Origin of the sequence: Streptomyces sp. NPDC101490 (assembly GCF_044767145.1) — a bacterium.
GTDB lineage: Bacteria > Actinomycetota > Actinomycetes > Streptomycetales > Streptomycetaceae > Streptomyces.
Genome location: NZ_JBIWNI010000006.1, coordinates 321,486 through 334,518 on the forward strand (window position 1 = coordinate 321,486; position 13,033 = coordinate 334,518).

Annotated in this window: 11 protein-coding genes; 8 read left to right on the top strand and 3 right to left on the bottom strand. The window is 72.4% G+C overall.

Features of this window, described 5'->3' with window-relative positions:
* Positions 1-109 precede the first annotated feature (109 nt).
* On the top strand, positions 110-1,963 hold the full coding sequence (ilvD, locus tag ACIRQY_RS16235; RefSeq protein ID WP_351796381.1) for a dihydroxy-acid dehydratase: 1,854 nt from the start codon (positions 110-112) through the stop codon (positions 1,961-1,963).
* A gap of 274 nt (positions 1,964-2,237) precedes the next feature.
* Here ilvD and ACIRQY_RS16240 read toward each other — a convergent pair whose 3' ends face one another.
* Positions 2,238-4,439 carry a protein kinase gene (locus tag ACIRQY_RS16240; protein ID WP_403925886.1) on the bottom strand — a complete coding sequence of 734 codons (2,202 nt, stop codon included), beginning with the start codon at positions 4,437-4,439 and terminating at the stop codon, positions 2,238-2,240.
* Positions 4,440-4,596: 157 nt separating this feature from the next.
* Between ACIRQY_RS16240 and ACIRQY_RS16245 the strand changes: the two genes are divergently transcribed.
* The 6 genes from ACIRQY_RS16245 to proC all read left to right on the top strand — a co-directional run bounded on the left by ACIRQY_RS16245 (position 4,597) and on the right by proC (position 9,681).
* Entirely contained in the window at positions 4,597-4,914 is a 318-nt protein-coding gene (locus ACIRQY_RS16245) for an SH3 domain-containing protein (RefSeq protein ID WP_403925888.1), read from the top strand.
* A 35-nt stretch (positions 4,915-4,949) separates the two neighbouring features.
* Entirely contained in the window at positions 4,950-5,489 is a 540-nt protein-coding gene (locus ACIRQY_RS16250) for a hypothetical protein (RefSeq protein ID WP_351796372.1), read from the top strand.
* Positions 5,490-5,571: 82 nt separating this feature from the next.
* Positions 5,572-6,669 (top strand): NAD(P)/FAD-dependent oxidoreductase, encoded by a 1,098-nt coding sequence (locus ACIRQY_RS16255; protein WP_403925891.1) that lies wholly within the window; start codon positions 5,572-5,574, stop codon positions 6,667-6,669.
* Positions 6,670-7,264: 595 nt separating this feature from the next.
* Positions 7,265-8,053, top strand: a complete 789-nt coding sequence (locus ACIRQY_RS16260; protein ID WP_403925893.1) for an ABC transporter ATP-binding protein — start codon at positions 7,265-7,267, stop codon at positions 8,051-8,053.
* Positions 8,050-8,787: an ABC transporter permease gene (locus ACIRQY_RS16265; protein ID WP_351796363.1), complete on the top strand. Its 738-nt coding sequence runs from the start codon at positions 8,050-8,052 to the stop codon at positions 8,785-8,787. Before ACIRQY_RS16260 ends, ACIRQY_RS16265 begins: the two co-directional genes overlap by 4 nt.
* Before the next feature lie 84 nt (positions 8,788-8,871).
* Positions 8,872-9,681 (top strand): pyrroline-5-carboxylate reductase, encoded by an 810-nt coding sequence (gene proC / locus ACIRQY_RS16270; RefSeq protein WP_351796360.1) that lies wholly within the window; start codon positions 8,872-8,874, stop codon positions 9,679-9,681.
* A 128-nt stretch (positions 9,682-9,809) separates the two neighbouring features.
* Here the strand turns inward: proC and ACIRQY_RS16275 are convergent, their stop codons facing one another.
* A complete protein-coding gene (locus tag ACIRQY_RS16275) occupies positions 9,810-10,409 on the bottom strand; it encodes a cysteine hydrolase family protein (protein WP_403925896.1) in 600 nt (199 codons plus the stop codon).
* A gap of 45 nt (positions 10,410-10,454) precedes the next feature.
* Here ACIRQY_RS16275 and ACIRQY_RS16280 point away from each other — a divergent pair, with 45 nt between their 5' ends.
* Complete coding sequence (locus ACIRQY_RS16280) at positions 10,455-11,498, top strand: GlxA family transcriptional regulator (RefSeq protein WP_403925899.1); 1,044 nt, start codon at positions 10,455-10,457, stop codon at positions 11,496-11,498.
* Here ACIRQY_RS16280 and trpS read toward each other — a convergent pair.
* Complete coding sequence (trpS, locus tag ACIRQY_RS16285; protein WP_403925902.1) at positions 11,465-12,463, bottom strand: tryptophan--tRNA ligase; 999 nt, start codon at positions 12,461-12,463, stop codon at positions 11,465-11,467. The genes ACIRQY_RS16280 and trpS overlap by 34 nt on opposite strands.
* Positions 12,464-13,033: the final 570 nt, after the last annotated feature.

Consider the following 13,033-nt stretch of genomic DNA (forward strand, 5'->3'; position numbering starts at 1 on the left):
CGCGCTCGAAAGCTGAACACTCTGTCCGGCATACGGACGGACTGTCCAGATCTTGGTCCACGGCGTAGGCTCGACCGCAAGCACACCTGTCACTGAGGAGCGAGCGACGATGCCCGAGCTGAGGTCCCGCACTGTCACCCACGGGCGCAACATGGCGGGCGCACGCGCCCTGATGCGAGCCTCCGGTGTACCCGGCGCGGACATCGGCCGGAAGCCGATCATCGCGGTCGCCAACTCCTTCACGGAGTTCGTCCCGGGCCACACCCACCTCCAGCCCGTCGGCCGGATCGTCTCCGAGGCGATCACCGCCGCCGGTGCCATCCCGCGCGAGTTCAACACGATCGCCGTCGACGACGGCATCGCGATGGGCCACGGCGGGATGCTGTACTCGCTGCCCTCCCGCGACCTGATCGCGGACAGCGTGGAGTACATGGTCGAGGCGCACTGCGCCGACGCCCTGATCTGCATCTCCAACTGCGACAAGATCACCCCGGGGATGCTGATGGCCGCCCTGCGGCTGAACATCCCGACGGTCTTCGTCTCCGGCGGCCCGATGGAGTCCGGCCGCGCGACCCTCGTCGACGGCTCGGTCCGCACCCTCGACCTCGTCGACGCGATCTCCGACGCCGTGAACCCGAAGATCTCGGACGAGGACATCCGCCGCATCGAGGAGAACGCCTGCCCGACCTGCGGCTCCTGTTCCGGCATGTTCACGGCCAACTCGATGAACTGCCTGACCGAGGCCATCGGCCTCTCCCTCCCCGGCAACGGCTCGGTCCTCGCCACCCACACCGCCCGCCGGGCGCTGTACGAGAACGCGGCGCGCACCGTCGTCGACATCACCCGCCGGTACTACGACGAGGACGACGACTCCGTCCTGCCGCGCTCGATCGCGACCCGCGCGGCCTTCGACAACGCCATGGCCCTCGACATCGCCATGGGCGGCTCGACCAACACGATCCTGCACCTGCTCGCCGCCGCCCAGGAGGCCGAGCTCGACTACGGTCTGGCGCACATGGACGAGGTCTCGCGCCGGGTCCCCTGCCTGGCCAAGGTCGCCCCGAACGTCGCCAAGGACCGCACGTACTACATGGAGGACGTGCACCGGGCCGGCGGCATCCCGGCCATCCTTGGCGAGCTGTACCGCGCGGGCCTGCTCAACGAGGACGTCCACACCGTCCACTCCCGCTCCGTCAAGGAGTGGCTGGGCGCCTGGGACGTGCGCGGCGGCTCCCCGACCGAGGAGTCCGTCGAGCTGTGGCACGCGGCCCCCGGCTGCGAGCGCTCGTCGACCGCCTTCTCGCAGTCCGAGCGCTGGGAGACGCTCGACGTGGACGCGGCGGGCGGCTGCATCCGCGACGCGGCCCACGCGTACTCGAAGGACGGCGGTCTCGCCGTCCTGCGCGGCAACCTCGCGGCCGACGGCTGCGTCGTGAAGACGGCGGGCGTCGACGAGTCGATCTGGACCTTCGAGGGCCCGGCCGTGGTCTGCGAGTCGCAGGACGAGGCCGTCGAGAAGATCCTCAACAAGCAGGTCAAGGACGGCGACGTGGTCGTCATCCGCTACGAGGGCCCCAAGGGCGGCCCCGGCATGCAGGAGATGCTCTACCCGACCTCGTTCCTCAAGGGCCGGGGCCTGGGCAAGACCTGCGCCCTGGTCACCGACGGACGCTTCTCCGGCGGCACGTCGGGCCTCTCCATCGGCCACGCCTCCCCGGAGGCCGCCTCGGGCGGCACCATCGCCCTGGTCGAGGACGGCGACCGCGTCCGCATCGACATCCCGAACCGCTCGATCGAGCTGCTCGTGGACGAGGAGACGCTGGCCGCCCGCCGGACGGCCCTGAACGGCGTGTACGAGCCGAAGAACCGGCAGCGCAAGGTGTCGGCGGCCCTGCGCGCGTACGCGGCGATGGCGACGAGCGCCGACAAGGGCGCGGTCCGCGACGTGACGAAGCTGGGCTGACCCGGCGGAAGCGCCGGGTGGGGGCGGGAAGGGGCGACGAGCCCGTTCCCGCCCCCACCCGCTTCCGGGGCCCTCGGGCCGCCGCCGTACCGCCGGATCACTAGCTCAAGACACTCACCGGCTCAGGCTTCTCACCGGCTCAAGACACTCACCGGCTCAGATGGCCCGCAGGCCCACCAGGTCACCGGATCACCGGCTCAGGCCTCTCACCGTCGCAAGGCATTAACCGGCCCAGGCCTCTCACCGGCCCAGGCCTCTCACCGGCCCGGGCGGCTCACCAGGTCGCCGGGTCCCGCGCGTCCACCGCGAACACCGAGCCGTCCGGGGCCGAGCCGAACACCCGGTCGCCGACGATCAGCGGCGCGGGCACGAAAGGCGCGTACCCGAGGCGTCCGTCGAGGAGCCGGGGCCGGGTCTGTCCGATCATCGCCCCGCGCGCGGTGTCCACGGCGATCAGCCGCCCGTCCTGCACGGAGAAGTACAGCCGGTCGCCGGACCCGAGGACCGGCGCGGACACGTTCCCCGCCCCCGTCTCCAGCTCCCACAGCACCCCGCTGTGCCCCGCCGCCGTCTCGACGGCGGTCAGACGCCCGTTCGCGTCCAGCACATGGACGACCGTGCCCCGCACGGCGAAGCCCCGGACCTCGATCCGGTAGGGCAGGGGGACCTTGCGGACCGCGCCGCTCTCCGGGTCCAGCAGCAGAAGCCGGTCGAACAGCGAGCCCTGGTAGCGGGAACCGAGCAGCAGCGACCCGTCGCCGGTGCGGCCCAGCGCGTCGAGATAGCCGTCGAGGTCGTACGTCCGCACCACCTTCCCGGTGCGCGGGCGGAACTCCCCGACCCGGGTGCGCGAACTGTCGTCCGCCACCTCGAAGACCGGCATCAGCCCGGACCGGGCGTCGTACGGCCCTGGCTGGGGCACCCCGAATCCCTTCAGCGCGTGCTGCCAGAGCTGCTTCCCGGTCCGGCCGTCGACGGCCCGGATGCCTCCCGTGCCGTCGGTCAGGACGACCGCGTCACCGGCCGGCCAGTGCATCTCCGGCAGGCCGGGCGCGTCCGCGCGCCAGCCGGGGAGCCCGCCCCCGGTCGCGTACGCGCGGAGCGGACCGATCGCCGGGGCGGCGCCGACGAGACCGGGGGCCAGGAGGAACGGCGTGCTCGGCGGCTCCTCCTCGACGGGGGCGGTCCGCGACCAGACGACCCGGCCCGTCACGGGGTCGAGGCGGGAGATCCCGATGCCCCGGGCCGTGCAGTACAGCGCGCCACCACCGTGCGCGCAGGCGGGCGCGGCGATCTCGCCCCGCTTCTGGAGCGTGGTGTGCCAGCCGGTGAAAGCGGTGGCGACCTCGGCCGAGCGCTGGGGCTTCTCGGGTCCGCCCCGGGCGGTCGGGGTCAGGACCGCGTACGCCCCGGCCCCCGCCACCGCGAGCGCGGCGACGACGGCGAGGGTCGGGCGCGGACGGAGCCGCCCGAGCCGCCCGAGCCGACGGAGCCGCCCCGACCGACCGGGCGGCGGGGCGGGCGCGGCGAACCGGACCGGGGTGTCGGCGTCCCACGCGGCACCGCCGTCCCGCCCACCGGACAGGGCGTTCTGCCCCTCGGGCAGGGCGGGCCGCCGTCGCTGCGCCGGTATGAACGCCTCCGCCGCGTACGAGGGCGGCAGCAGCGCCGTCATGATCTCGGCCGGGGTGGGCCGGTCCTCCGGCTCCTTGGCGAGGCAGCGCGCGACGAGCGGCGCGAGGTCCTCGGGGACGCCGGTCAGGTCGGGCTCGTCGTGGACCACCTGGTAGGCCACGATGTACGGGCTGTCGGAGTCGAACGGGCCGTGCCCGGTCGACGCGTGCACCAGGACCGAGCCCAGCGCGAAGACGTCGGCGGCGGGACCGACCTCGCGCGGGCGCTGGAACTGCTCGGGAGCCATGAACGGCGGCGAGCCGATGAGCTTCCCGGTCTCGGTGTGCAGATCGCTGTCGACCGGCCGGGAGATGCCGAAGTCGATGACCTTGGGGCCGGTGTCGGTGAGCAGCACGTTGCTGGGCTTGAGGTCACGGTGGACGACCCCGGCGCGGTGGATGTCCCGCAGGGCCTCGGCGAGCCCGGCGGTGAGCCTGCGCAGCTCGGCGGGGGACAGCGGACCGTTCCGCTTGACCTGGTCGGCGAGGGTCGGGCCGGGCACGTAGAGCGTGGCCATCCAGGGGAGTACGGCATCGGGGTCGGCGTCCACCACGGGCGCGGTGAAGGCCCCGCTGACCCGGCGGGCCGCCGCGACCTCCTGGCGGAAACGAGCCCTGAACTCGGGGTCCTCCGCATACCGTGCGTGTACGACCTTGACCGCGAGCCGCAGTCCCGAAGCCGAGGCGGCGAGGTGTACGACCCCCATGCCGCCCGCGCCCAGACATGTCTGGAGCCGGTAGTCGCCCGCGTACTCAGGGCCCTCCGCTTCCCGGTCGGCACCTGTTCCGCGCAACGGTGGCATCGCCCACCCCCGTGTGATTCCCCGTCACCTCGCGCGCACGTGCGCGGCTCTCGGAGCCTAGTCCATGACCCCCGGGATGTCGGTGGAGCTTGCTAGCCTGCGCGTCGCGGAGAGTGAAACTCAGCGGAGCGCTTTTGCGCCACACGGGGGAGAACAGATGGGCACCGAAGAGAACACCACAGGACGTACGGCCACGGTCGCGCAGGTCACGGCGACGGCAGCCGCCGCCGCGCGCTATCCGCTCGCCCCGGGCTACCGGGTGAACGTGCGCTCCGGCCCCAGCACCCAGCATCCGGTCGTCCGCCAGCTCGCCGCCGGTTCCACCGTGGCGATCTCCTGCCAGAAGAACGGCGAGTCGGTCACCGGACCGTACGGCACCAGCCGGATCTGGGACGCCATCGGCTCCGGCGAGTACGTCTCCGACTCCTACGTGCACACGGGCAGCAACGGCTTCGTCGCACCGCGCTGCGCCTGAGGCCCTCGGCCTCCGGCCCGGGGATAATCGACCTCGTGAGCGACGACGAGCAGACCCCCCGCACGGCGGGCGCCCCCGACCCGGGCGCGTCCGACGGCACCCCCGCCGGACCGCGACCCGAGGAGATCCGTTTCTTCGGGACGAGCTGGGTGGATCACACCCGCCACTACGCGCTGCGCCGCGCGGGTCTCGCGGTGGGCTCGATCGCCGCCGCCGTCGGGGCCTGCTTCGTGCTGCGCTTCGCGTACGAGGGCCTGCAGATCGCGGACGTCGGCGGCATCGTCAACGTGCTGGTCGTCCTCATGTTCGCGGTCTGCAGCGCCATCGCCTTCAGCCGGACCTGGGAAGGCTTCGTGCGCCGCCCCGCCGACCCGGCCCGCGAGGAGTCCCTGCGCAGCCTCAAGACGATCGGCTTCATCGGCTCGCTCCTCGCCTACGGCGTCCGCTGTCTGATGGAGGCCCCCGGCGAGAAGCTCCGCCGCGCCGAGCACGAGACCGCCCGGGCCCAGTACGAGAAGCGCCGGGGCAACCGCACGGGCAACCCGGCGGCCCGCAAGAAGCCGAAGCGCAAGTAGCCGCGGCACGGGCGGATCCCTCCCGCCGGAGGGCCCGAACGGTCGATGTCACGTTCGGGGACACCCGCCGCGTCGTGTCGGTATGAAGACGACACCGCAGCCCCGCCCCGCCCACCGCGTCCTCGTCCTCGGCGCGGGATACGCCGGACTCATGACGGCCCTCCGGCTCGGCCCGCACGCCCAGGTGACGCTCGTCGACCCGGCCGAGCACTTCACCGAGCGCGTGCGGCTCCACGAGCGCGCGGCGGGACGCCCCGACGTCACCCACCCCCTGGCCGCCTTCCTCCACCGCACCGGCATCACCCACGTACCGGCCCGCGCCACCGCCCTCGACACGGCGGCCCGCCTGGTCACGACCGACGACGGCCGGGCGCTCCCGTACGACCGGCTCGTCTACGCCCTCGGCAGCCGCACCGGCCTGCCCACCACGAACACGGCGAACCCCCGCGCCTACACGGCGGAGACCGCCGACGCCCTCCACAAGCACCTGCGGGACCGGCCCGGCACGGTCGCCGTCGTCGGCGGCGGCCTCACCGGGATCGAGATGGCCGCCGAACTCGCCGAGACCTACCGCCCGCTCGGCACCTCGGTGCGCCTCCTCACCGGGGGCCGGGTCGGCGCCGGACTCTCCCCGCGCGGCGCGGCCCATGTGCACCGGGTCCTCCAGGCCAGGGGCGCCCGCGTGGAGGAGGGCCACCGGGTCGGATCGCCCGACGAGGTGGACGCGGACGTGGTGGTCTGGGCCGCCGCCTTCGTCCCGAACGCCGAACTCGGGGCCGCCGCGGGCCTCGCCCTCGCCCCCTCGGGCCGGATCGCCATCGACACCTCGCTGCGCTCGGTCTCCCATCCGGAGGTGTACGTCCCCGGCGACGCGGGCGCCGCCGCCCACCCCGGCGCGGACGGCGAACTGCGGATGGCCTGCGCCACCGCACTGCCCACGGGGATGCACACGGCCCGCTCGATCGTCCGGGAACTGCGCGGCGAGGAGCCCGAACCGCTCGCCTTCGGCTACCACTTCCAGTGCGTCAGCCTGGGCCGCAGGGACGGGCTCATCCAGTTCGTCCACCCGGACGACTCCCCCCGCGACCGCCTCCTCACGGGCCGCCCGGCGGCGGTGTTCAAGGAACTGGTGGTGCGCGGCGCGACCCGGTACATCCGCCACTCGGCACGCCGCCGCTGACGCCCGCCCGCCAGGACGCTTGACGGCGGATACCCCCGGGAGGACTATTCATCACATGATGAATTCCCTGCCGGGGCCCTCCGCCGACAGGCCCCCCGACCCCACCACTCCCCTTCCCCGCACCGACCCCACCCCCGCAGTTCCCAACTCCACCGACGTTCCCGCCCCCACCGCCCCCACCGCCCCCACCGCCCCCACCGGCCCCACTCCCGCCCTCACCGGCTCCACTCCCGGCGCCACCCCCACCGGCCCCACTCCCGCCCTCACCGGCTCCACTCCCGGCCGCACCGACCCCACTCCTGATCTCACGGACTCCACTGACTCCACGGACTCCACTGGTCTCACCCACCCCACTGGACCCACCCCTACCCCCAGCCCTCCAGGCCCCGCAGGACGAGCCGCCCCCGACCCCACCGACAACCCCATCGGCCTCACCCCAACCCCAAGCCCGGCCCCACCCACCACGGCAACCCCACCCACATCAGCAGGCCCAGAACCAGCCCAACCCCCCGCGCAACCCCCCGCGCCTCCAAGCACATCTCCCACCACATCTCCCACCGCATCTCCCGCAGAGCCCCCGGCCCCCGCCGTCTCTGTGGTCTCCGCCGTCTCCGCACACGGCCTCACCGTCGTCCGAGGTGGCCGCCCCGTCCTGCGCGGTCTCGACTTCACCGTCGCGGCAGGCCGCATCACCGGCCTCCTCGGCCCCTCCGGCTGCGGCAAGACCACACTCATGCGTGCCATCGTCGGCACCCAGGCCAAGGTCGACGGCACTCTCCGGGTCCTCGGCCGCCCCGCGGGCGACCCCACGCTCCGCTCCCGCATCGGCTACGTCACCCAGGCCCCCTCCGTCTACGACGACCTCACCGTCCGGCAGAACCTCGACTACTTCGCCGCCGTCCTGCTCCCCGGCCGCTCCCACCGCCGTGAACGCCGCGCCGCCGTCGACCAGGCCGTCGAAGACGTCGACCTCGTCTCCCACGCCGACGTGCTCGCGGGCCGGCTCTCCGGCGGCCAGCGCAGCCGCGTCTCGCTCGCCGTCGCGCTCCTCGGCACCCCGGACCTCCTCGTGCTCGACGAACCCACCGTCGGACTCGACCCCGTCCTCCGCCGCGACCTCTGGGACCTCTTCCACCGGATCGCCGCCGACCGGGGCACCACGCTCCTCGTCTCCTCCCACGTCATGGACGAGGCCGAACGCTGCCACCGCCTCCTCCTCATGCGCGAGGGCGAGGTCCTCGCCGACGACACCCCCGAGAACCTCCGCCGCCGCAACGACACCGCCACCGTCGAGGAAGCCTTCCTGCACCTGGTCGACGCGGCCGCCGCCCGTGCCACCGCGGCCCCCACGACCCGGCCCGCCCGTGAGGAGAACCGGCCATGACCCCCGCCCGCACCCTCGCCACCGCCGCCCGAGTGCTGCGTCAGCTGCGCCACGACCCCCGCTCGATCGCCCTGATGCTCCTGGTGCCCTGCGTGATGCTCGTCCTGCTCCGGTACGTCTTCGACGGCAGCCCCGGCACCTTCGACGGACTCGGCGCCTCGCTGCTCGGCATCTTCCCGCTCATCACGATGTTCCTGGTCACCTCCATCACCACCCTCCGCGAACGCACCTCCGGCACCCTCGAACGCCTCCTCGCCCTCCCCCTCGGCAAAGCCGACCTGATCGGCGGCTACGCCCTGGCCTTCGGCCTCGTCGCCGTCGTCCAGTCCCTCCTGGCCACCGGCCTCGCCCTCTGGGTCCTCGGCCTCGACGTCATCGGCTCCCCCTGGCTCCTCCTCCTGGTCGCCCTCCTCGACGCCCTCCTCGGCACCGCCCTCGGCCTCTTCGTCTCCGCCTTCGCCGCCTCCGAGTTCCAGGCCGTCCAGTTCATGCCGGCGGTGATCTTCCCCCAGCTCCTCCTCTGCGGCCTGTTCACCCCGCGCGACCGCATGGCCCCCGCACTCGAAGCGATCTCGGACGTCCTGCCCATGTCGTACGCCGTCGACGGCATGAACGAGGTCCTCCGCCACCCCGAGGTCACCGGCGCCTTCGTCCGCGACGCCCTGGTCGTCGCGGGCTGCGCGCTCCTGGTCCTCGGCCTCGGCGCGGCCACCCTCCGCCGTCGCACCCCGTGACCGCCCCTCGGACACCCGCACACCACCCCGCCCAGCGGTGCGAGGATGACGGCACGTACCCCCTCCGGCGAGGTGAACAGAGCCATGACCAAGACCGTCGCAGTCCTCGGCACCGGCAAGATCGGTGAAGCGCTCCTCAGCGGCATGATCCGCGCGGGCTGGCGCCCGGCGAACCTCCTGGTCACCGCCCGCCGTACCGAACGCGCCGAGGAACTCCGCACCCGCTACGGCGTGGAGACCGTCACCAACGCCGAGGCCGCCAAGCGCGCCGACACCCTCATCCTGGCCGTCAAGCCTCAGGACATGGGCCGTCTTCTCGACGAACTCGCCCCCCACGTCACCGCCGACCGTCTGGTCATCAGCGCCGCCGCGGGCATCCCCACCTCGTTCATCGAAGACCGTCTCACCACCGGCACCCCCGTCGTCCGCGTCATGCCCAACACCCCCGTCCTCGTCGACGAGGGCATGTCCGTCATCTCCGCGGGCAGCCACGCCACCCCCGCCCACCTCGCCCACACCGAGGAGATCTTCGGCGGGGTCGGCAAGACCCTCCGCGTCCCCGAGTCCCAGCAGGACGCGGCCACCGCCCTCTCCGGCTCCGGCCCCGCGTACTTCTACTTCCTCGTCGAGGCCATGACCGACGCGGGCATCCTCCTCGGTCTGCCCCGCGCCCAGGCCCACGACCTCATCGTCCAGGCCGCCATCGGCGCCGCCGTGATGCTCCGCGACAGCGGCGAGCACCCCGTCAAGCTCCGCGAGGCCGTCACCTCCCCCGCGGGCACCACCATCAGCGCCATCCGCGAACTGGAGAACCACGGAGTACGGGCCGCCCTCATCGCCGCCTTGGAAGCCGCCCGCGACCGCAGCCGCGAACTCGCCTCCGGCAACAGCTGAACCACCCCGAGCAGTCACCGCACCACCCCGAGCGGCCAGGGCCGGACCAGAGCGGTCGCCCACCACCACCCCGGACCATCACGGCCGTACGCGCCCAGCCGCCACGGCCACGGCACACGGGCCGACCGCTACCGCGCCACCGCGCCCTTCACCACCTCCTCCGTGCTCACGACCCGGGCGAACCGCCCACCGTGCAGCGACACCGCCGTCGCCCGGGTCAGCTCCTCCGCCGTCTGCGACCACCCGAACGGCCCCTCCAGGTCGAAGGTGTGCATCGCGTCCAGCACGAACAACACGTCGTATCCGAGGTTCCCGCCCATCCGGGCCGTCGTCTCGTTGCACATGTTGGTCTGGATGCCGACGATCACGATCTGCGCGATGTCCTGCCCCCTGAGCCACTCGTCGAGCGACGGCTCGCCGTAGAACGCCGAGTTCACACTCTTCGTCACCAGCAGCTCAGGCCCGTCCCCCTTCCCGCGCCGCTCCTCCACGAAGTCCTTGAACGCGTTCCCCGCGTACCCCGTCCGCAGCGGCGACCGCGCCCCCGTCGAGTCATGCCGTACGAAGACGACCGGCCGTCCCGTCTCCTGCCACAGATCGATCAGCGCCGCGATGTTCCTCTCGGCCGAGGGGTTGTTCCGCCTCCCCCAGAACTCCTCGTCGAAGCCCTTCTGCACGTCGACGACGACAAGGGCCGCGTTCTCCACGATGTTCTCCACGCTCTCCATGCCCCCGATCCTTCCCCCACGCCCACCCACCTCCCAGAGGGGTGAATGCCAGCGATCGATGGTTTACTGCCATGCGTGCCGCCCACCCCCGCACCCCGTCTCCAACGCGTCGCCCTCCTCTCCTTCCCCGGCATCCGCGCCTTCGACGTCTCCGTCGTCACCGAGGTCTGGGGCAGCGACCGCACCCTCCGTGGCGTCCCTCCCTTCGAACTCCGCAGGGCCGCCGCCGACCCCGACACCCCCGTCACCCTGCGGGGCGGCCTCACTCTCACCCCCGACCGCCCCCTCGACTGGCTCGACGACCTCACCCCCGACGACCTCGTCCTGGTCCCCGGCGTGGAGGACCCCGACGCCGATGTCCCACCCCCGGTCCTCGACGCACTCCGCCGCGCCCACGCCCGCGGAACGCCCGTCGCCTCGCTCTGCGCCGGCGCCTTCGTCCTCGCCCGCGCCGGACTTCTCGACGGCCGCCGCGCCGTCACCCACTGGCAGCTCGCCCGAACCCTCGCCGACCGCCACCCGAAGGTCCGGGTCGAACCCGACGCCCTCTTCGTCGAGGACACCGGCATCTGGAGCTCGGCGGGCACCGCCGCCGGTATCGACCTCTGCCTCCACCTCGTCCGCACCGCCCACGGCGCCGAAGCAGCCGCCGCCATCGCCCGCTCGATGGTCACGGCCCCCTTCCGCACGGGCACCCAGGCCCAGTTCATCGAGCACCCCACCCCCCGCGCCGACCGCGACGCCGACGCCCTCGCCACCGTCCGTGCCCACGCCCTGGCCCACCTCGACGAGCCGCACACGATCGCGACCCTCGCCGCCCGAGCGGGCATGTCCCCGCGCTCCTTCGCCCGCCACTTCCAGGCCACCACCGGCACCACCCCCCTGCACTGGCTCATCACCCAGCGCGTCGCCGCCGCACAGAAACTCCTGGAGCTCACCGACCACCCCCTCCCCGAGGTGGCCCGCCGCGCGGGCTTCGGCAGCGAGGTCACGATGCGCCAGCACTTCGCCTCGCACCTCGCCACCAGCCCGCGCGACTACCGCAACGCCTTCCGTCACCCGGCGGGCAACAGCCCGATCGCCCCGTAGGCCCGGTCCACCAGAGGCCGTGCCACCACCCGGGCCCGCTCGGCCCCGTCCCGTAGCACCTGATCAACGAAGCCGGGGTCCGCCGCCAACGCGGTATGCCGCTCCCGCAAGGGCCTCAGCAGTTCGACGACCGCATCCGCCGTGTCCTTCTTCAACGCTCCGTACGATGCGTATGCCCCGGCCAGAACCGAGGGATTCCCCCCGGTCGCCGCTGCCATCAGATCGAGTAGATTTGCGATTCCCGGCTTGACGTCCCGGTCGTACTCCACGTCCTGCCCGCTGTCGGTGACGGCCCGCATGATCTTCCGCCGCACGGTCTCCGCCTCGTCCAGCAGATAGACGATCCCCGACCCGTTCACGTGGGACTTCCCCATCTTCGAACGCGGGTCCTGCAGGTCCATGACCCGCGCCGCCACTTCCGGCCGGACCGCCCGGGGCACGGTGAAGGTGTGCCCGTACCGCTGGTTGAACCGCACCGCCAGGTCCCGGGTCAGCTCCACGTGCTGCGTCTGGTCCTCACCCACAGGCACCTCGTCCGCCCCATAGGCAAGGATGTCCGCCGCCATCAGTACCGGATAGGTCAGCAACGACAACCGCACGCCCTGCCCCGCCTCCCGCGCCAGGACGCTCTTCTCCCTGTACTGGATCATCCGCCGCAGCTCGCCGTCGGTCGCCACGCACTCCAGCAGGTACGACAGCCGTGCGTGCTCATCCACATGACTCTGTACGAAGAGGGTGCACAGCTCTGGATCGAGCCCCGCAGCCAGGAGCAGCGTCGCCGCCTGCCGGCTGAGCCGCCGCACCCGCGCCGGATCGTGTTCCACGGTCAGCGCGTGCAGATCGACGACGCTGAACAGCGCCTCAGCCCGGTGCTGGTCGACCTCGACCCACCGGCGCACGGCTCCGAGGTAGTTGCCCAGCGTCAGGTGCCCCGTGGGCTTGATCCCGCTGAAGATCCTTGTCATCGCGTTTCTTCTCCCTCTTCTCCTGGCCGCCGATCAGACGGCCCGGCTCCCGGAGGGGGATACGCGAACGGCCGCCGAAGCGGCGGCCGCGTGGTGCATGCGCGAGTGCGGGCCGCCGTCAGGCGGCCCACCACTGGGTGGTGTGCGCACGCGTAGTCATACGGAGAGCCTACGCCGCAGGACCTGGGTTGACATGGGATTCCAGGATCCGTAGTGTTCTCCGAGTTGTCCGACGTGAGCACCGACTCCGGTCGGCCCCGGACAGCCACTCCGCAAGATCCTCAGAAGCTGATGGCGCTTTGTCGTGCCGTTCTGCTTTTCGTGCGTTCTTGCGAAATGAGGAATCCGCGTTCGAAGTTCGGACGCAGCCGCCCGATTAGCGTCGGAGGCAGGGAATCCGCTAAAGTCTCACTCGTCGGAACGGCCCAACAGCCGGAAAGACAAATCCCGCTGACTGGGAATCAGACGCCGAAAGGATCTGATAGAGTCGGAAACGAAGGAAGCGCCCGGAGGGCCTGGAAACAGGAACGAAGGAAGCGTCCGCACCTTGAGAACTCAACAGCGTGCCAA